A 25,020-nucleotide genomic window follows, 5' to 3' on the forward strand; every position below is an offset into this window, starting at 1 on the left:
GATCAATTAATCCGGATCGCGGTCTATTTCTTCGGTAGCGGCTTAACCGTCCCCGTATTTTGCGCGCAGCACCTTTTTGTCGATCTTGCCGACGCTGGTCTTGTCCAGAGCATCGACGAACATGATCCGGTCCGGAATCGCGAAGCGCGAAATGGCGCCTTTTTCGGCATAGCTTTTTACATGCTTCTGCACAGCCACATCGTCCACGTTGCCACCCGGATGAGCGACCAGGATGGCTAGCGGACGCTCGCCCCATTTTGCATCCGCGACGCCGATGATCGCCGCCTCGCGCAGGCCCGGCATCTGGAGCAGGATATCCTCAAGTTCGATCGACGAAATCCATTCCCCGCCGGTCTTGATCACGTCCTTGATCCTGTCGGTGATCTGAACGACGCCGTGGGCGGTCATGGTGCCAATGTCGCCGGTGTGCAAATAACCGCCTTCCCAGAGCTTTTCCGAGGATGACGGATTGTTGAGGTATCCCATCGTCAACCAGGGCGCGCGGACTACGATTTCGCCCGGGGTACGGCCGTCGTGAGCGACGTCTTTCATCTCGGCATCCACGATGCGGAAGTCGACCAGCGGCACCGGCGTCCCTGTCTTGGTGCGAAGCTCGGCCTCTGCATCAAGGTCACCCGTGAGCTCATGCTCCTTGAGCTGCGCGATCGTCAGGATAGGGCCGGACTCCGACATGCCATAGCCGGCAAAGATGTCGATGCCGCGCTGCATCGCGGCCTTGGCCAGCGCTCTGGTTAGCGCCGCGCCCCCGATCACCATTTTCAGCTTGGAGAGATCGACGTCCTTGCTGTTGGGAGCCGACAGCAACATTTGCAGGATCGTTGGAACGCAATGACTGAAAGTAACGCCCTCAGTCTTGATCAGGTTCAGAAGCAGCTCGGGTTGGTATCGGCCGGGATAGACCTGCTTCACACCGGCTGCAGTCGCAGCGTAAGGCAAACCCCAGCCGTGGACGTGAAACATCGGCGTGATCGGCATGTATACATCTTCGCGGTGGAAGCGCCCTTGCCGCGCAGGCGAGCCGAACCCGACCAGATCGATCAGCGTGTGCAGCACGAGCTGGCGATGGCTGAAATAAACGCCTTTCGGCGCGCCTGTGGTCCCGGTCGTGTAAAACAGCGTCGCGCGGGTGTTCTCGTCAAAATCCTCGAACGTGAAATCGGGAGCGCTCTTGCCCAGCATCTCTTCATAATGACCAACAGTTTTGATCGAGCTGCTCGGAAAGACACCGTCGTCCGACATCAAGATGATGCCTTCGACGGATTCAAGCTGACCGTGCAACTGCTCGATCAGCGGAAGAAACTCAACGTTCACCAGCAGCAGTTTCGGACGCGCGTGATTGAGGGTGAACAGAACCTGTTCGGGCGACAGACGGATATTGACGGTTTGAAGCGTGGCCCCCAGCATCGGGATTGCAAAATAGGATTCCAGATAGCGATGGCTATCCCAATCCAGCACGCCCACGACATCGCCGCGGCGAACGCCTTTCGAAGTCAAACCGCTCGCAAGACGTCCAATTCGCTCGCGCAGATCGCGATATGTGTAGCGGCTGATGTCGCGGTATACGATCTCCTGATCGGCCGACTGTGTCATCGGCGTGTGAAGAAGGTGTTTGATCAGGAGCGGATATCTGTAGGCCGACGGTGTGTGCTCGATCAGGAAATCAGACATTGATTTCTCCTTAAGGGCTGGATGACGTCAGCGACCCTTTCACCTCAAATCCAAAGGAACGCGTTACAAGACGTGGTCGCTTGATCGATGAATTCGCTGAAGTCGGTGCCTTTCACGACGACGCACCCGATGAACAACCGGCGTCTTCCCGGAGGCGCAGCAGTTTGCACCACAGGTTTCCGAAATCCGGAAAAAGCTGGGTCGTTCACGGCGCTCCTCGTGCCGGCGGAATTGTTTCCGTCCGTTTTGTTTGCTCGGCTTGTCTCCTTTTGCCCCGCACCGGAAAAATCCAGCGGAAGACGGCCGAGCATTTCTTATTCTATCGTTCGCTTGATTGAATAGTAAGTCAAGCCGAATGTATAAGCGGGGCCGTGATGAGCTGCCGCCGGCAAGCATCGATGCACCGCAATGATGGGCGGGTCGAATGAAACGGCCCGAGCGAGCACTGCCAGTGCGCTGATAAAGACCGGCGTGTCTGATCGACGCACTGCGGGCCAAGGCGCACCGGCTTGAAATGCAGCCTCACGAGCCGCGGCGACGCGGCGGCCTGTGACGTCGGTTAGCGGACTCTCGCGTCTATCGGTCGCTTGATCGATTCTCGACAATGCCTCCCCAAAAGTGTAGATGGTCTGCACTCCGCGAAATGGTTTCTGCAAACCCTGCCGAGGCGATTGGAAGCCAGGAGTGGCCAAATCTTACGTTGCAGCCAGGTTCTTCATTGTTGACGGACTGAGAAGAAGATGACGAAGCCCTTAGGGCGCGCGAAGGCTCGTACAAAAAAGCCGAAATCCTTGCGAAAGGGTCCCGATCGCCGCCGGCAGATCATTGCCGCAGCGTCCGAACTGTTTGCGCGCAACGGATTTGAAGGCACGTCGATCCGCGACATCGCAGCCGCGTCAGGCGTTCTGTCCGGTTCGCTGTACTATCACTTTCCGTCTAAGGAAGACCTGCTCTTCACGGTGCACCAGGAAAGCCTCACGGCGATGCGCCAGGAGGTCGAGACCGCCATTGCTGAAATCAAAGAGCCCTGGAAGCGGCTCGACGAGGCCATCGCTGCGCACTGCCGGATATTGCTCGGCGGCAGCGTGACTCGCGCGATCCTCACGCCGCCGCGCTACTACAATCTCAAGGGTGTCCGAAAACTTGTCCGTCAGCGCGACGAATACGAGCAGATCTTCGCCAGCCTCATCGACGATTTGCCTCTGCGCGCCGATTGCGACCGGCACGCATTTCGGCTGTCGATCCTTGGCGCCATGAACTGGACGGTGTTCTGGTACACCGCAGGCGGTCGCTTGAGTGTCGACGATGTTGGTCGGCAGATAGCCCTGATGGTACGGGGCGCCGCCAGCACCGCCGCGACCAAAAATAGCGTTGGTGAAAAACGAAACTCTTGAAGCTATGGGATAATCGCAGTCTGGCGAGAACTACCGCTACACCCATCTCCTGACAATCATCAAAGAAATCGGCTAGCTTCGGCGACATCTCCCGACAAAGCGGATACGGCGCATCCGGAAAACACGATAACGATCTTAAGGATTGAACCCGACCGTCAGGCGTCCGCCAGCGTAATAACTGGTTTCCGACGCGAACTTGATTCCGGCCGGGGTAACGCCAGTGGGAGCGCCGCCGACAAAGGAGGCCGCCAACATACCAGGAACGCGGCTGTCGAAATTCAGGCCGCCGAAAACTTTCAGTGAGACACCGGCAAGCGGCTGGATTGTCGCGCTGGCTTCAGCGCTGGCGAGCAGTGGCGCGGTGGCATGGCTTCCAGCTGCGGCGGAATAGACAGTATAGCCGCCCACACCCAGATGGTTGTACTCGTCACTCGCATTCATCGAAACATCACGCCAGGCGGTCCCAATGTTTCCGCCGAGGCCGACGCTCAACCAGTTCGCGAGTTGCCATTTTCCGTCGAGCCCAGCGCGTGCGCCCCAATCAGTCCAGCCGAGCAAGGAGTTCGCGCGATAATTCCGGTTCGAGGGCGATACACCGGTGTTCAGTTGCTGAAAGAAAGTCTGGTTGTTGCTTGCGTGACCTGCGAAGACGGACAGCGACGGCGTCAATGTCACCGGGCCAAAGGAATGGTCTGCTGCGGACTTCAGGCCGATTTTCCAGGCAGTGTAATCGGTCGTGAGCGTCGAGTTGGTCCATGACGTGCTGCCGAAACCGTTGGTTTCACCAAAGCCACCGCCCAGCATCTGCGCGGCATAGCTGTAGCCAAAGCCCGCAATATCGGCACTCCGGCCGGTCGTTGTTCCGCTGGCGTGGATGTAGGACGCGCCGATTTCAAGCCGAACATTGCGGCCCCACATGTTCGCAAACGTTCCGTCCGGCGCGACATACCCAGCTGTGCCCGCGATGCCATAGCCATCGACGCGAGGCTTGTAAGTCTCGGACGGCCCGCGATTGGCTCCCGTGGTGTAGTCGGTCAGTTTCCAGCCGAGATCGTAGGCTGGCAGATTGATGGTTTGCGACGATCCCTCAATCGAGGCGTAAAAGCCGGCGCCCTCAAATGACGGGATTGGCTGCTGCCGCCGAAGAGAAACATCGTCGGCATTTGCGGTTGCGGCGGACATCAAAGTAATCAGCGCAACCGTGTGCAGTACAGTCAATTTCATACGTTAATTCCAATGGCAATGACGCGAATAAAATGTACGCTGCGGATTTCGGGAAGCCAGACATGGGTCGGACTGAAGGCACAGCGAGGCGGACATTCCGCAAATCGCAAAATCAGCTCCCAAACGCCCTCAACACCGATTCATCCCGGAAATCGAGAACTTATGGCTATTGGGCCGGGTGTAACGTGTCGTCACCCCCAGGTATGAGGCGAACGATTCAACATCGCGTGGTGGCAAGAATCACACAGTTTGACTTGACCTCGCCTTTCGCACACACAACGAGCACAGAACCTTAAAAGGCCAAGAATGGCTGCCGTAAGCAACGAGACTCTCTCTTCGATCATCGGCGATATTTACGACTGTGCATTGAATCCAGACGGTTGGCCTGATGTTTTGACTCGTATTACGCGGACCATGGATGCCGCGTACACCACTATCGCGTTAGCCGGTATATCCGACAATCAAGGCCGTTTTGCTGCCCAATCGCCTTGGGAGCCGGCACGCATGCGTGAGCTGGAAGAATATGACTTTGACCAAATTCCAGGTCTCAAGGCTGCTGTGACCGGAGACGTCGATGCGCCAATTTCCACATTGTCATTAATGTCGGAAGGCGAACTTCAGCAAACGCAGTTCTTTCGCGATTGGGCTGGCCCGCAAGGATTGCGCGAAGGCTGCATCACAAAATTCGTGCATACGCCGGACCGGATAGGTCTCCTGGGGGTCACGACACGTATGAGCCGCGCCGCGTTTGACCCGGACGATGAGAAATTTCTAGCTCTATTATCTCCTCACCTTCGCCGCGCGGCTCTCATCGGCGACTTGCTGGATAATGCGCGGCTGGCCACCCTCCGCTTTCGCGATACTCTTCAGAACCTCGCCGTGCCGATCGTGCTGACAGATGCACGCGGTGAAATTCTTTACGCGAATATGCGCGCGGAAAAGATGTTCGCCGATGGAGGACCGATCCAGCGGCAAGACAGGAGAATACAACCTGAAAATCCAGCTATCGGTGACGCGCTACTTCAAGCCCTAACAAGCGGCTCCTCGGACCTTTCAGTGGGATCAAAAGGAATCGGTCTCCCCATATCGGCGAGGGGTAAACCGCCTGCGGTGGCCTACGTCCTTCCGCTAAATCAGGGCGTAACTCGTTCAGCGCTTAGACCTGCATGCGCAGCGATCTTTATTTCGACGACGACATCCGCGTCGCCGATGCCCGAAGCAGTTCTTGCCACGTTGTTTGAGCTGACACCGGCCGAAGCCCGTGTGCTCCGGACAATCGGAGGTGGTTCGACCTCTGCATCGGGTTCGGAGACCTTGGGCATTAGCGAGAATACGCTAAAAACCCATCTCAACAGGATTTACGCGAAAACAGGGATGTCGCGCCAGGCCGATTTGGTGAAGCTCCTAAGCGAGATCAGCACTCCGCTATCAACCTGATTTCGCCGCTCTGCAACATAGTAGGTGGAAGCGGGCGCTTCCACGCTACGCTGCAGCTCCACCAAAGCACGCCAGGGTCTCATATTTATAGATCACTATTTTTGCTCTGCCGCGCTTGCGGAACTGGCGGGCGGCACGATCTTCATCACAAATGACACTGGCTTGTCGTCGGGTCCAAAGGGACCAGGGACCTTGTTCTTCACGGGCGGCAGACTCTTGAGAAAGGCGACAATGGCTAGAGTATCCTGGCGCGTGAGATTGGCGAATGCATGCCAGGGCATGATCGGCGCCAGCATCCGGCCATCGGGCCGCCGGCCTTTGGTAATTGCTGCCGCAATATCCTCCGATGACCATTGGCCAAGCCCGGTCTCACGATCCGGCGTGAGATTCGGGCCGTGAAATACGCCGAGGCCTGGAATTTCAAATCCGACTTCCGAACCGCCGAGATAACGTGCCGTGTCCGGTTTACCGAAGAAATATCCTGGCGTGTGGCAATCGTTACAGCCTCCGAAGGAAACCAGATACTGGCCGCGCTTGATCTGGGCGTTTTGGGCAGAGGCCGCACAGCACATGACGAATGTCAACGCCGCAGCCACTGCTGCAAGACGAACAGCGATCCTGGAGACGGTTCGGTACAACGTATGAATAATGTCGATCATGGCTAATCCACCAGTTTATGAAAAACAGATCGTGAGTTCGGAACGCGGGAAAAACTTCCCGACCAGAAGTATTTACTTTTTTGCCGCTTCGACAAGTGAGCGGATGACCCAGCGCTTGACCTTTCGCGCATCCTCATCGGGGAGACGCAGAACATCCTTGATAACGATGGTTGCTTCCGGGCCCATGACCAGCGCAAGCGCCTTCGTGAGCATGCGTAGATCGGCCAGCTTGAACTGGTCGCGCGCCGGCTCCAGCGCCGCTTCAATCAACGGCGTGCGACGATCCTGGCGCTTCGGCAACTTGGCATCGCCATCGGTGAGGAAGTCCCTCTGGATGGTGTAAGCGAGCATGTTGCGCAGCAACGACTCGTTCGCCAGGATCATATCGTAGAGCGTGGTTTCAACACGCTGCAACCGCGCCACCGGATCACGCGACGTCTCATTTCGGAAGAACTCCCCAGGCTCAGGCACGGCGACGTCAACTACCGCTTCCACCATAAGAGCTTCAACGCTCGGAAAGTATCTGTATGCTGTTGCGCGCGATACCAAGGCAGCCTCGGCGACCTCCTCCAAGGTTGGCGTGCGGCCCTGCTTGATCAACTGGGCCGCAGCCTGAAGGAGATCCTTCCGTGTGCGGGCTTTCTGGTTCGGACGCCCCAATGATTCCGATTGTGTCACGTCAGTCCTGTGGCAATTGCTGCATGATGGCGGCCAGATCGATCCAGACATTCTCACGCTTGATATCGCCACTCTCGGCAAACTCTAGGACGTGAAGCAACCTGAACTCAAGGGGTCGGTTTCGCCCTTCCAGCCCGAACGGCCTTCCTGGCGCCTTGCCTGACCAGATCGATTCATCGACCATAAAATTCGACCCATAGAGTCGTTTCACACACCGCACCTTACTGTCGGCAAGGTCAACAAACATTGTTTCATAGAAACGGCGCGCGCCTTCATGACCACGCGAAGGACCTAACGGCCAGCCCACAATGTCATGATCCACATCATCGGTCAGAGTGGCAAGCACGCCGTCAACGTCGTCGTTCCCTTCGAACGCGAAATGCTCGTCCATCTTGTCGTCCATCTGTCTCGAAGTCAGTGCCATAGAAGTCGCCCTTTCTGGCTATGAATACGAAATTCAAGCTGCCTTGACGTTCGAAAGCGCGGCGATCCGCATGCGTCGATCGTAGTCATCTGCCAGCGCGCACAACGCTGCGGCGCCGTCGCCGGAAAACGAAGGACCGTGCATGAGCGCAAGCGTTTTTGGCGTCAGCTTCGACAACGCGCGTATCGTCGTCCCCATCTCGGGATTGAGTCCTGAATACTTGAATAAGTCTTCGGCTTCGATGGCGGGGCCGACAATATCACGATCCGTTAGCGCCGAACTGTTGCCGAGCTGTGTGAACAGATCCCCACACAGAAGCGTGCCGGTCGATTCCTCATACATGACACCGGCATCCCAGCCATGTGGCGTGTGGGGAGTGTCAATAAAGCGCACCCGCTTGCCACCGCCAATATCAACTACGTCGCCATCGTTGAGGACGCGCGGTGGACGATCGGCAAAATCGTTGAGGGACACCATACAGCCGGTGTTCCCATGGGCGGCGGTCGCGTGCGGTGCAATCGACAGCCATTCATTCATGGCTCCGCATTCGTCCGCCTCGAAATGGCCGTAAGCAATCCAGCGCAGCTTTTCAGGCGAAACGATCCGAGCAAGCGCCTCGCTATTGAGCGTGAACATCTTTCGCAAGCCGGTGTGGAACATCAGAGGCTCATCCCCGAGGACGAGAAACTGGTTGAAGGTGAAACCTGCCGGTGGCGCGATATCCGGCACAAATGTTGAGAGACGATAGATACCATCGGCAATTTCGGTGATTTGGGTTTCCATGACTTTCCCCCGAAAAATCGGCGCGTGCCTGCCCCGGACATCCGTCAGGCATATGGCAGTTGAAAAAAGCGCGCCACTAAACGAGATAAGTTTTATCTAATGAGATAATCGTCTCATGTCAATACTAAAATCTCGTTACGTATAAACACCTTTAATAACAACCCGTTATCTGCTTCGGACAAGGAAGGGCCCCAACGGGGTAGGTAGCAGCCGGAACATCTGCCGGTCAGCGGGACCACGCATTCACTGCGCTTTTTTGACCCAAGCGGCCGCCAGTATGCTGCGGGCGACTTCGACGATCTTGAGCGTGCTGCTTACAACCGGAGCGCCACCCGGTGGATATCTGCAGCTTCAGGACACAAGAATGGGATTCGTGCCCATCTGGCGCTCAAATGTAGTCCGCATGCGCTTGAAGCTCCGCACCGCCATTGTCGCTTTGCCGCCTCCGGACCATGGAATATAGACCAAGCTCGGCGCCAGTATCCTCCCGAGCAACTCAGCTTCATGGCATGCAAAGGCTTCGTACCATTGCGATGCGATTTGCTTCGGTTCGCTCTCCGCCGTTGCAACACTATAAGCTATTCAGCTCGGACATCATCCATTTCGGGTCAAGGCTCGGTTGAAGCTGCGCATCACCATCGAACGCTGACATCCGCAAAAGCAGCATCATAAAGTACCCATTTGTAAGTACCTCCCCTCGTCTTCACGAGGTGCGCTCGCCTGCGACGGTAGTACTCCGGTTTAGTCATCAGCCAAAAATTCCGACCGCGCTATAATAAACGGCCGGCCGGTTGTCTGGCGACTAACAACAGGAATCGACCTCAGAATAAAAAAGTAAAAAGACGCAAGCTGGAGATTGCAATCCAAGTTCTCTCTGCATCGCATTTCGCTCGGTTTTATCCGAGCAAATGTATGTGTCCGCGGTCTGTTGCCCGGAGTAACGCGTATGACTTTGTTGCATCGTTTGATTTCCTTCGAGGCGTTCTTTGCATTGCGCCCAACCAAAGGCTCCGCACTACGTATCGCAGCCGACGCCAGCTCCCTATGGGCGGCATTTCTGTTTGGCTGGTTCTTCATAGAAGAACGGAATCTCGCCGCCATCGCCGAAACAAAATATATTTTTCCGTTCCTTGGGCTCTTCTCGCTCATGATCTTTATCACCTACGCTGATGCCGGCCTCTATACGTGCCGGCACGGCTACTCTCTCACGACAAAGATCAGCAGTATCATCCGGATCAATCTCGTGTTGCTGATTATTGGAGGCGTCATCCTTGCGTTTGCGCCGTCCGCTTCCGGCATCACGCCTCGCATTCTTTTGACGACCATTACAGGCGCGACGCTTCTCGCCTGCGTTGCGCGAATGATCTCTTTCGTTCTGCGCTCCGAAGATCGGGAGCCCGGCGGATCGGACGCGCATGAAAGCCCCGACGAGTCGCGGGTACTGGTGATCGGCGGCGCGGGCTATATCGGCTCTGCGCTGGTCGAGAAGCTGCTGAATCTCGGGAAGCATGTCACGGTTCTCGACGCCATGCATTATGGTGATGAACCGCTTGCGCGCGTTGCCGGACATCCAGAGCTGACGATCGTCCGGGAAGATTTTCGGCACATTGAAGTTCTCACCCGCGTCATGAGCGGTATAGGCGCGGTGATACACCTTGGCGGCCTTGTGGGCGATCCGGCATGCGCGGTCGACCCTGACCTCACCGTCGACATCAACGTCACGGCGACCAAGCTCGTTGGCGAAATCGCCAAGGCACGCGGCGCCAAGCGCTTCATCTTCGCCAGTTCATGCTCAGTCTACGGTGCTTGCGACGAAATGGTGGACGAAACTTCCCACTTCAACCCTCAGTCACTTTATGCACGCAGTAAAGTCGCATCTGAAGCGCTACTCGGCACACTCAACAGCGATGATTTCGCCGTGACATGCCTGCGCTTCGCCACGGTCTACGGTATTTCCGGCCGCACACGTTTTGATCTCGTGGCCAATTTGCTGTGTGCGAAAGCCGTTCGTGACGGGGTCATCACGGTTTTCGGTGCGGATCAGTGGCGCCCCTTCGTGCATGTGGATGACGTTGCAAGAGCCATCGTGACGGCTCTCACGGCTCCGGTTGCAGACGTCGCTGGCGAAGTATTCAATGTCGGCAGCGATACCCAGAACTACACGCTCGGCGAACTCGCAGCGCTCATCAAAGCACAAGTGCCGGACGCTCGGATCGTTTCCGACAACAACTGCACGGACAAGCGCAACTATCGTGTGTCTTTCGCGAAGATCCGCAACCAGCTCGGATTCGAACCGGCGTGGACGCTCGAACGCGGCATAACGCAGGTCATCTCGGTCGTGCGATCGAATGAAGTGGGTCACTATTCCCTGCCGAACTACAGCAACGTCCTCTATCTGAAGGAATGCGGCAGCCAGAGCTTCGGTAGCTTCAAGATTACAGGCTGGGAAGCCGAATACATGAAAATCGATCGCATCGCTCCGAGTCACGGAGTGAGACAGACAGCCGCAGCTTAAAGGACATTGCAATGCGATACCAGCAAGCACAGGAAATCCGCGCCTCAAGAATTAGCCGGTCGCCGCACGTCCCTAAACTTCATAAGCCCAAGGTTCACGAGCTTCTCACGAACATCCCGTGCTTCCGTCCCGTGGTGGGTGAGGAAGAGATTGAAGCCGTGACAGCCGTGCTCCGTTCGGGATGGCTGACCACGGGTGCCAAGGCTCGCGAGTTCGAACAGAAATTCGCGACCTTTCTCGGCGGCGGGATCGAGGCCGTGGCGGTGAACTCGGCGACAGCCGGGCTGCATCTGGCGGCGGAAGCTTGCGGAATAGGCCCCGGCGATGAGGTGCTGGTGCCGACGCTCACATTCACCGCCACCGCGTCCGTGATACGTTATCTCGGTGCGGAAATCGTTTTCGTCGACGTCGATCAGAAAACCCGCACGATCGACCTCGAACACGCCGCGCGGCGCATCACGCCACGCTGCAAAGCCATCATTCCGGTCCATTTCGGCGGGTTTCCCTGCGATATGGTTGCGGTACTGGACTTTGCCCGTCGCCATAACCTCAAAGTTATCGAGGATGCGGCCCACGCCCTGCCGGCGCATCGGTTCGATCGTCAAGTCGGCACCTGGGAGTCGGACGCTTGCGTGTTCAGTTTCTATGCCACCAAGCCGATCACCACCGGCGAGGGCGGCATGATCACCACCCGCAATCCGGAAATCGCCGCACGCGCACGCGTGATGCGGACCCATGGACTCAATCGCGATGCGTTCGATCGCTTCAGCAAGGTCGGCGCATCGTGGGCATACGATGTCGTGTCGCCCGGGTTCAAATACAATCTCACCGACGTCGCTGCGGCTGTGGGTGTGGTTCAGCTCGACCGCGCCAGGGGGCTGCAATCCGGCCGGCAACGCGCAGCGCAACGCTATCTGGAGAAACTCGCCGGTTTGCCGCTCGATTGCCCCGCACCGGCGCCCGCCGGCAGCCTTCATTCGTGGCACATGTTTCCCATCCGCATTCACGAAACCGCGCGCGTCACGCGCGACGATGTCATCGCAGCATTGACCGCACAGGGCATAGGCACCTCGGTCCATTACCGGCCGCTGCACCAGATGACTTACTGGAGACAGCGTTATTCCTTCAAGCCGGACGATTTCGTGGAAGCCGATCGTTATTTCTCCGGTGCGGTGTCATTGCCGCTCTTCCCCACCATGACCGATCAAGAGATCGATCGGGTCGTTGACGCTTTGCGAGATTTGCTGGAGTGACACGCCATGCCCGCTTGCGATACCAGCCTCTCCATAACGCGGCCATCTGCGACAACGCTCTCGTTCAAACGCGCTCTAGATGTGGCCGGTTCAGCTTTCGGACTGATTCTGCTGTCGCCGCTATTCGTTATCATTGCAATCGCAATCAGGCTGGAAAGCTCGGGACCGGCTTTCTTCCGCCAAACGCGGGTCGGGCTCAACGGCCGTCCATTCCGGATTTACAAGTTTCGATCGATGAGCACCGCAAAGGGGGCGAACCGTACGGCCCTGACAGTGCGCGCGGACAAGAGAGTAACCCGCATCGGCAGATTCTTGAGAAGAACGAAGATCGACGAACTGCCGCAGCTCATCAACGTTCTCGCAGGGGACATGTCGCTGGTCGGCCCCCGCCCCGAGGTTCCCGAGTTCATGGGGTTCTATTCTCCCGAACAGCGGGCGATCCTTCTCTCGATGCAACCCGGAATGACCGACTATGCCGCGATCCTGTTTCGCGACGAGAGTGCCATGCTCGATCAGAACCAGGACCCTGTCGCGGTCTACAGGCACAAGATCATGCCTATCAAATTCGGCCACTATGAACGTTACAGTCGCGAGATCGGCGCGATCAACGACCTGCGCATCATTCTGGCGACGGTTTTGCTGCTTGTGGTCGGACATATTCCCGGAATGTTGGGGATCGAATCCGAACTCCCTGATCTGACCCGCGAGACGATAGCACAGTAACGTGGCAGCATACGGAATAAGGTAGTGTTCAAATGAGTTCGATCTCACAGATAGACACGCTCTTTTCTGGCATTTCAAACACGTCGAGCTACCCGCCGCACAATGGCCTTGCGGTTGGGCCGAACAACATCGTGATGGCCGAAGGATCGCGGATCGAATGGACCAACCTGACTGGCGGCGCGGTCACAGTTCAGTCGGTCTACAGCTTCTTCTCATCGCTCGGAGCGACGGCAACCAACTCGCTGTTCGACCCGCGCTGCATCTACGACAGCGCCAGCGGCCGCTTTATCATCCTCATGGAGAACATCGGCGCTAACGGCACCGTCAGCAATATCGACATCGCCGTGTCAAAGGACTCCAATCCGAATGACGGTTGGTACTTTGCGTCGCTGAACACCTCGCTCACCATCAACGGACAGCTGACCTCTTCCGACAGACCGTCCATCTCCATCGACGGTAGCAACATCTACATCACCGCGCCGCAGTACAACGTCAATGTTTCGGGCTACGCGGGAACCGAGACATGGGTCATAGGAAAAACCGCCGGTGCCGGCGGCGGTCTCTACAACGGCGGCACGATGACGGTTGTCGCCAACCAGATCACCCCGTCGAACCAGGGTATTTTTTCCGTCGCGGCAGGCAACAACGGCACGACATACTACGCTTGCGACTATTCCACGGGCAGCCAGATCATCGCTGTGGTGCAGGCTTATAACACCTCCACCAGCACGTTCGGTCCTGCGACCACCATCTCGCTCGGCAATATCGACCAGGGCGGCGCATATACCGCCCAACAGCAAGGCACCACCTTGCTGCTCGACGCCGGCGACAAGCGCATCCAGAATCTCCAGTATGCCAACGGTTTTCTCTGGGGTGTCTGCGAGCTGCAGCCGATCGGCTCCAGCGTGCCGCTGGTCCACTGGTTCAAGATCGATGTCAGTAATCCGAACAGCCCGACGCTTGTCGCCCAGGGTGACATTTCCGGCGCGTCGCTCGGGACCAATGTGGCAACCTTCAACGGCTCTCTCGCCGTCGACGGTGCCGGCGATGTGGTCATCAACTTCACCGCCAGCGGTCCGAACATGTATCCTTCGGACTACTACGTTTACCAGGCCTCGTCCGATCCCACTGGCACCTTCAGTTCGCCGCTCCTGTACCAGGCAAGCACAGGCTTCTTCAATTCCGGAAACGGGTCCAGCGTGCAGCGCTGGGGGGCCTATTCGACAGCGATCCCCGATCCCAACAATCCGAATGCGGTCTGGGTATCCAACGAGTACGTCGCAAACGGCTGGTGGCAAACCGCCGTTTCCCAGATCGAGATCAAGGCGACGAATATCCCGGCTATCGCGTCGGTCGTGACCACCGGTGCAGGCGTCACCAATGGCGGCGGCGACCTTAACGCCGGCAAGACCGTGACACTGACGGTCAATTTCAGTGTTGCCGTGACGGTCAACACGACAAACGGTTCGCCGACACTGGCGCTCAACGATGGCGGCATCGCAAGTTATGTCGGAGGCTCGGGCAGCAACGCTCTTGTCTTCAGTTATGTTGTTACGCCGGGCCAGAACACACCCGATCTCGCGATATCATCCATCATTCTCAATGGCGCCACGATTCAGGACGGGCTCGGCAACAATGCCGATCTTTCGGGTGCGGTGAATTACAATCCAGCCGGAGCATTGCAGATCGACACAGTCGCGCCGATAGCACCATCGGGGCTGTCGCTCGACACAACGGCCGACAGCGGCGCCAAGGGCGATGGCATCACCAATCTCACGCAAGTGAAGATCGATGGCACGGCCGAACCCGGCAGCACTGTGACATTGTACGACACCAATGGCACCACCGTGCTCGGCGTAGGGATTGCCGACGCTACGACCGGCACCTTCGCGATAGGCACAACTGCGCTCGCCAATGGATTGCACAGCATCACTGCGCAAGCGACGGATGCGGGCGGCAATACCGGTACGGGATCGGTCGTCTATGCGGTGACAATCGACACCATCGCACCGGATGCGCCAACCGGCCTTACCCTCGACCCGGCCACCGACAGCGGCACCAAAGGCGACGGAATCACCAACTTCACGCAAGTGAAGATTAACGGTACAGCGGAGCCCGGCAGTAGCGTAACGTTATACGACACCAATGGCACCACCGTGCTCGGCACGGGAATTGCCAACGTAACGACCGGCGTGTTCGCCATCACAACTCTGCCGCTCGCTGTCGGAACTCACAGCATTGCGGCAAAAGCGACGGACACCGCAGGCAACACCAGCACAGTATCAGCGGCGTACACGGTCACCGAGACCGCAGCCCCACCTGCAGCCACCTCAGAGGTTGAAACTCAATTCTCGGGCATTTCCGACAAATCCGGTTATCCACCTCACAACGCGCTTGCTGTGGGGCCCAACTACATCGTGATGCTGGAAAGCTCAAAGATTGAATGGACGAATCTGAGCGGCGGTGCGCCGACACTTCAATCAGTTTATCAGTTCTTCAAGCCGCTGGGGACGACGGCGACGAATGCCCTGTTCGATCCCCGCGCCGTTTATGACAGCGTGAACAGCCGCTACATCATTACCATGGACAATATCGGCTCCAACGGTGCGATCAGCAACATCGACATCGCAGTTTCCAAGGACTCCAATCCGAACGACGGCTGGTACTTCGCCTCGCTGAATACCGCACTCACCATCAACGGGAAACCGACCAGTTCGGATACGCCCGTGGTGTCGGTCGACGGCACCAACATCTACATCACCGCTCCACAGTACAACATTAGCGGCGGCGGCTGGCAGGGAACAGGCGTCTGGGTTATCGGCGACACGGCTGGCACCGGTGGCGGCATCTACAACGGCGGCACGATGACAGTTACCGCTAGCGAGGTCACCTCCCCCAATCAAGGAATCTACCGTGTCGTGGCCGGCAACAACGGCAACACCTATTATGCAAGCAGCTACTCCGCCGGCGGTCAGATTGTCGTGACCCTGCAGGTCTACGATGTGGCCACCAAAACGTTCGGACCGATCAGCACCATCGGGCTGGGCAATATCGATCAGGGCGGATCCTATACCGCCCAGCAACTGGGAACGAGCTTGCTGCTGGATGCAACAGACAAGCGCGTCCAGAATCTCGCCTACTCCAACGGCTTCCTCTACGGCGTCACCGAGGAAAAGCCAATCGGATCGAGCGTGCCGCTGGTCCACTGGTTCAAGATCGACGTCAGCAATCCGAACAGCCCGACCCTGGTAGCGCAGGGCAACATCTCAGGCGCCTCGCTCGGCACCAATGTGGCAACCTTCAACGGCTCCATCGCTGCGGATAGTACGGGCGACGTCATCATCAATTTCACCGCCAGCGGCCCGAACATGTATCCGTCGGACTACTACGTCTTCCAGTCGGCGGGCAGCGGAACGGGATCTTTCAGCGCACCTATCCTGTATCAGGCGAGTTCAGGCTTTTTCAATTCAGGCAACGGGAACAGCGTCCAGCGCTGGGGCATCAATTCAACGGCGATCGCTGACCCTAACAATCCGAGTTCGTTCTGGATTTCGAACGAGTACATCGCGAATGGGTGGTGGCAGACCGCAATCTCCCAGGTGCAGATCCAGTCAACTCCGGAAACGCCTACGCTCACTCTTGGCAGCACCGCCCTGACAGTGAATGCCGGGGGATCGGTGGCGTTACCAATCAGCGTCACCGCATTCGACGCCGACGACGCCGTATCTGTCACGATCAGCGGACTGACAAGCTACGAGACCGTAACCAACGCACTCGACAAGACGGTCTTCAGCGGCAGCTCCGTCACATTGAGCGCGGCGGAGGTCAACAGCGGACTGACACTGCTGTCGTCCTATAGCGGATCAGATCATCCGGTGAACACACTGACGATCAGCGCAAGCAACACGACCTCAGGCGAAGCCGCAACCTCGGCATCGCAGACAATTGTCGTCACCGACCCACCCGTGACTCCCGTCACGGCTGGAGGAATTCCTCAGGGGACGCCGCTCGGCCAACTCATCGCGCTGATGGACCAATATACGGCCGCGGGTTTCCTCCACGGAGCTGGCAGCAATGGCTTCAGCCAGATTGTGCAATCGCTATCGACGCAGATCGGACCAGACGGTCCGCCGCTTCTGTTCGCGCCGCATCATGCATGACGCACCAAGACGAGTTCAACCGCCTCCGATGGCATGAGACTAGTCGCTTTGAATTTCGTTTTCCTGAAACGCGGGACGTCAGCTAATGACACCAGAAAACGATTCAGGACTTCTTGCCCTCGTGCTGCTGCTTCGGATGAACGGCATTGCCGCGGAAGCTGAACAGATTCGTCACCGCATCGGGACAGATACGATCGGCACAACGGAGATGCTCCGCTGCGCCCGTGATCTTGGCCTCAAGGCGCGCGCCATCAAGACAAATTGGGCCCGCCTGGCACGAACTCCCCTCCCGGCAATCGCGGCTCTCGCCGACGGCGGCTTCCTGATCCTTGGCAGCACCGGGGATGACAAGGTACTCATCCAGCGCCCGCCAGGGCTACAGCCGGAAGGGATGAGCAAGGCGGACTTCGAAACTCTGTGGAGTGGCCGCCTGATACTGATGACACGTCGTGCAACGCTTTCCGACCTTTCACGGCGCTTTGACGTCACCTGGTTCGTTGGCGCCATTCAAAAATACCGCCGGCTCCTTGGCGAAGTCATCATAGCCTCCTTCTTCTTGCAAATCTTTGCGCTCGTAACACCGCTGTTCTTTCAGGTGGTGATCGACAAGGTGCTGGTACACCGCGGGCTCGGCACGCTCGAAGTCCTCACCATCGGCCTCATAACCATTGCTATCTTTGAAGCAATTCTCGGCGCACTACGCACCTATCTCTTTGCCCATACGACCAATCGGATCGACGTCGAGCTTGGCGCGCGGCTGTTCCGGCACCTGATATCGCTGCCGCTCGCCTATTTCCAGAATCGCCGCGCCGGCGACTCAGTCGCGCGCGTCCGCGAACTCGAGAATATTCGCAATTTTCTCACAAGCTCCGCGCTCTCCTTGGTCATCGATCTGGTCTTCACGTTCGTTTTCCTGAGCGTGATGTTCATCTATTCCCCGCTGCTTACCTGGATCGTGCTCGGCGCTTTTCCCTTCTACATCGCAATTTCGGCCGCCGCGACGCCTCTGTTCCGCCGATCCCTTGATGAAAAATTCAAACGCGGCGCTGAAAACCAGGCCTTTTTGGTCGAAAGCATCGTCGGGATGGAAACGTTGAAAGCGATGGCGGTCGAACCTCAGATGCAGCGCCATTGGGAAGAACAACTCGCGGGTTATGTCGCTGCGAGCTTCCGGGTTCTAAATCTTGGCAACGTGGCAAGCCAGGCCGTTCAGTTCGTGAGCAAGCTTGTCACAGCCACCATCTTGTTCCTGGGTGCCAAGCTTGTCATCGACGGCAGCCTGACTGTCGGCGAGCTTGTCGCATTCAACATGCTCGCCAGCAGGGTAAATGTGCCGGTTCTGCGACTCGCACAGGTCTGGCAGGATTTTCACCAGGCCCGCCTTTCCATCGAACGGCTCGGCGATATCCTGAATACGCGCCCGGAATCGTCGATCACGGCTCACCGCGCTGCGCTTCCGCCGATCCGTGGCGAGATCACGTTCGAGCATGTCGGCTTTCGCTATCGCATAGATGGACCTGAAGTCCTGCACGATGTGCAATTCCACGTGCCCGCCGGGCAAGTGGTCGGCATCGTCGGACCTTCAGGTTCGGGCAAAAGCACCCTCGCCAAGCTAGTCCAGCGCCTCTATTTGCCTGAGGCTGGCCGCGTACTCGTTGACGGCGTCGATCTCGCCATGGTCGACACAGCCTGGCTGCGCCGCCAGGTCGGCGTCGTTCTGCAAGAAGACATGCTTTTCAATCGCTCAGTGCGCGACAATATCGCGCTCGCTGACCCTGCGTTGTCGATGGATCAGATCATTGCCGCGGCGACGCTTGCCGGTGCACACGAATTCATTCTCCAGCTTCCCGAAGGTTACGATACGCTCGTCGGCGAACGTGGCTGCAGCCTCTCTGGCGGACAGCGGCAACGGATCGCAATCGCTCGCGCCCTCGTCACCGACCCGCGCATTCTGATCTTCGACGAAGCGACGAGCGCGCTCGATTACGAGAGCGAGCGGATCGTACAGTACAATATGCGGCGCATCTGCGAGCGGCGCACCGCCATCGTGATCGCTCACCGCCTTTCGACGGTACGCGGCGCCGACCGCATCCTCACGATCGACCGGGGACGCCTCGTCGAGGACGGAACGCATGAGGAATTGATTCATACCAACGGACGCTACGCCACCCTCCATGACATACAGGCGGGATTCCATGACATCCGTCAAAAAAATCATTCAGTTCCCGGAACGGCAGAAGCTCTCTCGCCACGATGAGACGGCCTTTCTTCCCGCCGCACTTGAAATCGTCGAGACTCCTGCCTCGCCTACCGCGCGCGCGCTCGGCGCGGCGATCATCGCGCTTTTCAGTGCGGCACTGGTATGGGCGTCGCTCGGCCGCGTCGATATTGTCGCAATCGCGCCTGGCAAGGTCATTCCAACCGGCCGCACCAAGATTATCCAGCCGTTCGAAACCGGGATCGTCCGGGCCATTCACGTTCACGACGGGTCAGTGGTGACGGCCGGAGATGTTTTGATCGAACTCGATCCCACGATCAATGCAGCCGATGTCAAGCACATGAGAATTGACTACGTCGCCGCGGAACTCGACGTTGCCCGTCTTCGCGCGGCACTCGCGGACGGCGACAATCCGTTCGATGACTTTATCTCGCCGAACGGCGCAACCAAAGAACTCATTGAAACACAGCGCCAGTTCCTCATGACCCAGACTCAGGAGCATCGTGCAAAGATCGCCGAGATCAATCGCCAGATCAGTCAAAAGGAAGCAGAGCGGAACACCATCTCCACCAACGTTGCCAAACTTGAGGCCACGACCCCCTTGCTTGAGGAGCGAGCGAATCTGAGAGGGTACCTCTATGAAAGCAAGCTTGGCTCAAAAATTACCTATCTGTCGGATTTGCAGGATCTTGTGGGGCAACAGCACGAGATCCTTGTTCAGAAAAGCAGGGAGCGCGAGGCGGACGCCGCGATCGCGGCATTGAACGAGACACGATCCAAAGCGAAGGCGGAATACCGCCGCACGCTGTTCGACGATCTGGCAAAGACGGAACAGAAGGCCGGTGGCCTTGGCCAGGAGGTCATCAAGGCGGAACAAAAAGCCAAACTGCAAATCCTCACCGCGCCAATTGACGGCGTTGTCCAGCAACTCTCCGTGCATACCATCGGGGGCGTGGTCACGCCGGCACAGGCCCTCGCCGTTGTCGTCGCAACCGATGGCGCGGTCGAGATCGAGGCCATGGTATCAAACACGGATATAGGCTTTGTATCCCCCGGGCAGGACGCCGAGATCAAGGTCGATACATTCAACTTCACGCGTTACGGCCTCGTCCACGGACGCATCATCAACGTTTCGCACGACGCCATTATTCCCGATAAGTTACGCGACAAATCATCCCAGACGGAGAGCGCAGCGAACGAACCCAAAGGCCAGGAACTCACCTATGCCGCGCGCATCGCGCTCGACCGCACACAGATGCAGATCGAGGACAAACTTATTCCGCTCTCTCCAGGAATGGCGGTGACAGCCGAAATCAAAACAGGATCGCGCCGCATCATCAGCTATCTGCTCTCTCCGCTCACGCGGTACAGGCACGACATCCTGCGAGAGCGATAACTCCGATCGAGGAGTGCCCGGAGACAAGGCGCCTCAATCAAACAGCCTCAATCAAACAGCCTTGGACAGACCCGCACGACGAACAACAGATGGAGGCCTATCCAGGCCCCCAATACGCTGACCGTGAAATCCTCAATGCTTGCGGTCCGTCCGACAATAAACATTTGTGCTGCTTCGAGCGAGGCAGCACCGACGATCAGCGCAATACCAATGGCAAGCCGCTGCCTGAGCGCGGGATAGCCCGCTGCAAGGAGACAGCCGACAACGATATAGGCGACAAAATGCTCCTCATAGTTGTTCGCTAGAACGTGAGGGCGCAGACGGCCGGGCACCAGTGAGATCACCACGACCGACAGCACCGCCAGCCAGCCGATAATCCTGGTCGCGGCGGCGCTCATTCAGGATAACCTCGCACAATCATCTTACATCGTCTTATTGTCCACGCGGCTCGCCGGATAGTCCGGGCCGCAGAGTGACCTCCACGACATCGCCTGGCTGAAGCTCGGATTCTTCATTCGCAAGGATGCGCTGCTGACCCTTTTCGCTGATCCGGATGATTGCGATCTGGGGCTCACTACCGCTTCCACGTATAAACTGCGACTTGACGACGGTCGCATATTGCAGTTTCTCCGCTGTGCTCTGCAGCTTCGACCGAATCTCGCTGAGCCTCAGATTAGCGTCCTGCAACTCGCGGAGCAGCTCCATCTTGCGCTGGGCGTCGAGTTTTCCGATTTGTCGTGTGAAATCGTCTTGCTGTTGCTTGATCTGCATCAGTTGAGCCGATGTCTGCAACTTTCTTGTTGAAGACATCAGCACCGCACGACGGGAGTCGGCAACGCGAGGACTTGGAAGCGACCCCTTGCCATAGAGATCCATTGTCCTCTGCAACTCGTCTATGTCCGCTTGCGCGCCCTCATCGTCCTGCCTCTGCTGCTCCGTGAGAACCCCGACCTGGTTTTGACCCAGTGCGATTGCGCGTTGCAGGAATTCCTTCTGACTATCGTAGTCTGCCTGACGAGCCTTCAATTGCTCCGCCTCGACATGCACGATTTCGGAGATGGTTGATTGACCCAGAGGCAGGTCCTTCAGACTGCTCCGATCGAGATTCCTGTCTTCTCCGAGCTCCGTCTTCAGGCGCCACACATGGGCCTGCTCTTTGGCAAACCCCGCCCAAAGCGTTTCATACTCGGCTCTCAAATCCGCCGACTCGAGAATAGGATTCTGCATGCGGTAGCGCATAAGCTCATAACCGCCCGAAAGAGCCACCGCCTGCCGCACCGTCATTAGCGGCCGATAGGAATATTCGCCAGGTTTGGAGACGTCGCCATTAACGTATACCGGCCGGTATTCCACGACGGTCGCCGTCACCTCGTCGTGGTCGATCATGATCTCGTTCTCGCGGCCATCCGATATCCGCTGCCGGAAGACCTTGGTGGCCAGGATCGCCTGAATTCTGGCCTGCGTCTCCGAGGGCGTAAGACCTGCTATCGGAAGATTGCCGAGCATGGGGAACGAGATCGATCCGTCCAGTTGCACAGGAACGCGTTGTTTGAGTTCCGGCGCCCTGGCTACCGAGATTTCGACCACATCACCGACATGCAACCGATAATCGGCCCTTGCCTGAGGGGCCGAACACAACATGGCCGTTGCGAACAGCGCCCACTTTAGACCGGATGCTCCATCCAGCCGAACGACCTTGCGGAAAAAGGAGGCGCTGGTCCCCGGTGGCAATCGAATGGTCGGCATATTGTATCTCCCTGTGTCGGTAATCACTGACGCATAGATGATTGCTTTCGCGAAGTTTCCGGCCAGGACAATCGCGTGACGTAATCCGCGACCGCGCCGCCCGGTTGCCCCCAGTTGCTGGACCAGATGACTTGCGACCCATCGGGCGAAGGCGATGCATGGGTCTCGCTCCAATAATCATGCTTGGGATTGCGGGTCTGCGCGATCCGGCGCACCTCTCCGCTGCCGTCAATGCGGAGCGCGACAACTTCCTGGTAAAAGGGCGCCCAGCCCCGCTGTCGCGAGACCTCGGAAAAATATCCGCCATAACTCAGGAATACCCATCCGGGCAGATTGATATTGCGAAGCGAGGCATGCTGGCCCTCGCCGTAAGGCGCAAGGTCAGTTACCTTACCGTCCGCCAGCCGCCGCTTGATAATATGAAACTTGTCTGGATTATCCTTGCTGATGCCGACATAGACGTCGCTGCCGTCCGCATCGATCGTCAGGTCGCCGTGGCCCGGACGATGATGATCGGTCCAGTGCTGGAGCTGCACCCCATCGACCGTGAAAACATACCCTTCAGTGATCCCGCCGGATAAATTTTGACTACAGAATATGTAACGACCCGATGGTGAAATGCCGCAATAGCCATTAGTCCCGGGTAGGTCAGTGAGCCTGATATCCGGAAATCTCGTTTTCGTTGAAATATCGAATGCAAAGGCGATGAGCGTCCCGGACTTCGTCGTTGCGCGCACAACCAGCCTATTGCCATCTCTGGATGGATTGCCCTTGTTCGGCCCGAACTGGAGATCGCGGTCGGCATCTCCGACGAAAACAATCGTCTTGGTGTCGCTCCGCGGTGCCCACGTATAGATTGCGCGACTGCTGACGCATATCATCAGCCTTGCATCGGCCGGATGCCACTCGCATTCGTTAAACATTGAGCGCTGAAAGAGGGGGACGTAGGTCTGCCCGTCCAGGAAACAGAACCCGGAACAGCCGTTTGTGATCAGCAGCAAACTCTGATCTGCGTTCCAGGCTTGCGAACTGGAATATCTGTGAGTGCAGTATGCCAGCTTGCAGACAACGCCGCCGGGCATCTTCCCACCTGGATCAGTGACTCGGGTTACAAGCGTTCCGAAGACCGGATCCTTGGCCTCTTGCAGATAGCCGACATTTGGCATGGGAGGCGTCGCGAGGACCCGCGCCGCCGTCAGTTCATCATAGGCCAGCGCAACGGTATGCAACGCGACAATCAGCGATGCCGCACACAACACGCCTCTCGCTGTCGGTGCCCTGGTCCCGTGCATTTTCGAGCCGACCAATCAGCCGTTCTTTCAATCGAGGCTCACCCGCCCGTGATCAACAAAATCTTCGATTTACCACGGCTCGCTCTTTCGAAGAGCAGCCGCCGTGAACAGCGATGACTCGCTTCTCTTAGCTGGAGGCAGAGCCGGCATTGCGTGCTGAGACACAGACGGTTGAACGGATATCTGCGCAAGAGGTGTCGAACCGTTTCCTACCTGCCAGATGGAAAGGCCGTAGCTCATACCCCAAATTGCCGCCTGCGTACGGCTATGAACCCGTATCTTACGAAGGATCGACTTGACGTGAACCTTTACGGTCGCTTCTGAAATAGCGATCTTGCGTGCAATCTCCTTGTTTGAGCACCCATCAATAATACAGCGCAGGATCACCTTTTCCCGCGCTGACAATTGCCTCATGGGCGCGCTGTCTGCCACCGTCAGAAATTCCTGTTTCAAGTCAGTTTTGCACGCGCCCCCGTCATCGTGATGACTTCTGCCATTCTCGTCGCAATTTTCGTGGTCTAGCACAAATGGAAGAAATTCAGCAGGCAGTATTGTTTCGCCCAACATCACCAGTTCCAGAAACTTGATGAAGGCCACGGAGCTTGCGACGTTGGCAAAATAGGCACTCGCCCCCCCACGATAGACAGAGGCGGCATTGGTCAACTGATTGGTGCTATCCAACACCACAACCCGCCACATTGGATTGTGTGCCTTGATAAGCTTGATTTGATCCAGCATGGCTGCTGAATCATCGCCGGCTTCGAGAATAAACAAGATGCCGTCGCGCTCCTCGGCCAAGGTATCCAGAACGGAGCTGTTAACGCTGGCAATTGCATCCAGTATCCGGAAATTCGCCGCTCCGAGAATACTGATAAGGCCTTCACGGAAGAGATTGTTCGATCCAACAATGACGGTCGCATGCATTTTGCTGCTCCCTAATTGTTCCCACCTCTGATCAATTCATTCGCTCCGTTTCGGAGTCATTATTGGCAGCACGTCAAACAAGCCGCTTGAAATCCCATGCACACTCGTGCGATTTTTCTCCTTCCAAAGCCGACAGTGCGATTGAAATTTCGACGCCACCGATTGCAACTCTTTTATGAAATATAAATGACAATCCCCGATACTCATATATATCGTTCGTTATGTGCGAATGACGTCCTTCCGAAACGAGACCGCCTTTCGCCCCTGCGATCCGCAACGGCGATTCAATGCTGAGCTTTGAAAAAGCGATATCTCAGTGAGTGCGCACCGCGGTGCGAATGCGGCCGGGCGCAACTTGCGCCTGCGGCTGAACGGCGGCCAAACCCGCCACCACACTCACGAGTTACAAATTCTTGACTTGCTGCCCGTGTGGAAATGTGAAAAAAATAAGGCCTTACTACGCTATATCGTGCCTGACGAGATATCTCCGAAGGCCGCATCGATA

18 protein-coding genes are annotated in these 25,020 nt (G+C 57.4%); 8 read left to right on the top strand and 10 right to left on the bottom strand.

Annotated features, from left to right (window positions below; translation table 11 throughout):
• Positions 1–42 precede the first annotated feature (42 nt).
• Complete coding sequence (locus tag AC07UB_RS16845; protein ID WP_492790605.1) at positions 43–1,689, bottom strand: fatty acid--CoA ligase; 1,647 nt, start codon at positions 1,687–1,689, stop codon at positions 43–45.
• Positions 1,690–2,429: 740 nt separating this feature from the next.
• Here AC07UB_RS16845 and AC07UB_RS16850 point away from each other — a divergent pair.
• Positions 2,430–3,083: a TetR/AcrR family transcriptional regulator gene (locus AC07UB_RS16850; protein WP_492790606.1), complete on the top strand. Its 654-nt coding sequence runs from the start codon at positions 2,430–2,432 to the stop codon at positions 3,081–3,083.
• 135 nt (positions 3,084–3,218) lie between these two features.
• Here the strand turns inward: AC07UB_RS16850 and AC07UB_RS16855 are convergent, their stop codons facing one another.
• Positions 3,219–4,307 carry a hypothetical protein gene (locus AC07UB_RS16855; protein ID WP_492790607.1) on the bottom strand — a complete coding sequence of 363 codons (1,089 nt, stop codon included), beginning with the start codon at positions 4,305–4,307 and terminating at the stop codon, positions 3,219–3,221.
• Between the two features lie 306 nt (positions 4,308–4,613).
• Between AC07UB_RS16855 and AC07UB_RS16860 the strand changes: the two genes are divergently transcribed.
• Positions 4,614–5,744, top strand: a complete 1,131-nt coding sequence (locus AC07UB_RS16860; RefSeq protein ID WP_492790608.1) for a helix-turn-helix transcriptional regulator — start codon at positions 4,614–4,616, stop codon at positions 5,742–5,744.
• A 95-nt stretch (positions 5,745–5,839) separates the two neighbouring features.
• On the opposite strand, the gene AC07UB_RS16865 is transcribed toward AC07UB_RS16860, so the two are convergent.
• From AC07UB_RS16865 to AC07UB_RS16880, 4 genes are all read right to left on the bottom strand, one after another.
• Positions 5,840–6,403 (bottom strand): c-type cytochrome, encoded by a 564-nt coding sequence (locus AC07UB_RS16865; protein ID WP_492790609.1) that lies wholly within the window; start codon positions 6,401–6,403, stop codon positions 5,840–5,842.
• 72 nt (positions 6,404–6,475) lie between these two features.
• Positions 6,476–7,081, bottom strand: a complete 606-nt coding sequence (locus AC07UB_RS16870; protein ID WP_492790610.1) for a TetR/AcrR family transcriptional regulator — start codon at positions 7,079–7,081, stop codon at positions 6,476–6,478.
• A 1-nt stretch (position 7,082) separates the two neighbouring features.
• Positions 7,083–7,484, bottom strand: a complete 402-nt coding sequence (locus AC07UB_RS16875; RefSeq protein WP_492790611.1) for an ester cyclase — start codon at positions 7,482–7,484, stop codon at positions 7,083–7,085.
• A 54-nt stretch (positions 7,485–7,538) separates the two neighbouring features.
• On the bottom strand, positions 7,539–8,288 hold the full coding sequence (locus AC07UB_RS16880) for an oxygen-binding di-iron domain-containing protein (RefSeq protein WP_492790612.1): 750 nt from the start codon (positions 8,286–8,288) through the stop codon (positions 7,539–7,541).
• An 856-nt stretch (positions 8,289–9,144) separates the two neighbouring features.
• On the opposite strand from AC07UB_RS16880, the gene AC07UB_RS16885 reads away from it, so the two are divergent.
• The 6 genes from AC07UB_RS16885 (at position 9,145) to AC07UB_RS16910 (ending at position 20,553) form a co-directional block, all read left to right on the top strand.
• The gene (locus AC07UB_RS16885) at positions 9,145–10,803 is read left to right on the top strand and encodes an NAD-dependent epimerase/dehydratase family protein (RefSeq protein WP_492790613.1); all 1,659 of its coding nucleotides are present in this window, start codon (positions 9,145–9,147) and stop codon (positions 10,801–10,803) included.
• Positions 10,804–10,814: 11 nt separating this feature from the next.
• Positions 10,815–12,056, top strand: a complete 1,242-nt coding sequence (locus AC07UB_RS16890; protein WP_492790614.1) for a DegT/DnrJ/EryC1/StrS family aminotransferase — start codon at positions 10,815–10,817, stop codon at positions 12,054–12,056.
• Between the two features lie 6 nt (positions 12,057–12,062).
• Complete coding sequence (locus tag AC07UB_RS16895; protein ID WP_492790615.1) at positions 12,063–12,779, top strand: sugar transferase; 717 nt, start codon at positions 12,063–12,065, stop codon at positions 12,777–12,779.
• 32 nt (positions 12,780–12,811) lie between these two features.
• Positions 12,812–16,939, top strand: a complete 4,128-nt coding sequence (locus AC07UB_RS16900; protein WP_492790616.1) for a beta strand repeat-containing protein — start codon at positions 12,812–12,814, stop codon at positions 16,937–16,939.
• An 85-nt stretch (positions 16,940–17,024) separates the two neighbouring features.
• Complete coding sequence (locus AC07UB_RS16905; RefSeq protein WP_494654401.1) at positions 17,025–19,196, top strand: type I secretion system permease/ATPase; 2,172 nt, start codon at positions 17,025–17,027, stop codon at positions 19,194–19,196.
• On the top strand, positions 19,135–20,553 hold the full coding sequence (locus AC07UB_RS16910; protein WP_492790618.1) for an HlyD family type I secretion periplasmic adaptor subunit: 1,419 nt from the start codon (positions 19,135–19,137) through the stop codon (positions 20,551–20,553). Before AC07UB_RS16905 ends, AC07UB_RS16910 begins: the two co-directional genes overlap by 62 nt.
• Before the next feature lie 47 nt (positions 20,554–20,600).
• On the opposite strand, the gene AC07UB_RS16915 is transcribed toward AC07UB_RS16910, so the two are convergent.
• The 4 genes from AC07UB_RS16915 to AC07UB_RS16930 form a co-directional block, all read right to left on the bottom strand.
• Positions 20,601–20,951, bottom strand: a complete 351-nt coding sequence (locus AC07UB_RS16915) for a VanZ family protein (protein ID WP_494654397.1) — start codon at positions 20,949–20,951, stop codon at positions 20,601–20,603.
• Between the two features lie 34 nt (positions 20,952–20,985).
• Positions 20,986–22,299 (bottom strand): polysaccharide biosynthesis/export family protein, encoded by a 1,314-nt coding sequence (locus AC07UB_RS16920; RefSeq protein WP_494654395.1) that lies wholly within the window; start codon positions 22,297–22,299, stop codon positions 20,986–20,988.
• 23 nt (positions 22,300–22,322) lie between these two features.
• Entirely contained in the window at positions 22,323–23,591 is a 1,269-nt protein-coding gene (locus AC07UB_RS16925; protein WP_494654767.1) for a lactonase family protein, read from the bottom strand.
• A 69-nt stretch (positions 23,592–23,660) separates the two neighbouring features.
• Positions 23,661–24,515: a LuxR C-terminal-related transcriptional regulator gene (locus AC07UB_RS16930; protein ID WP_492790621.1), complete on the bottom strand. Its 855-nt coding sequence runs from the start codon at positions 24,513–24,515 to the stop codon at positions 23,661–23,663.
• Between the last annotated feature and the right edge of the window lie 505 nt (positions 24,516–25,020).

The sequence above is a fragment of the Afipia sp. GW821-FHT04G03 genome, assembly GCF_059419985.1.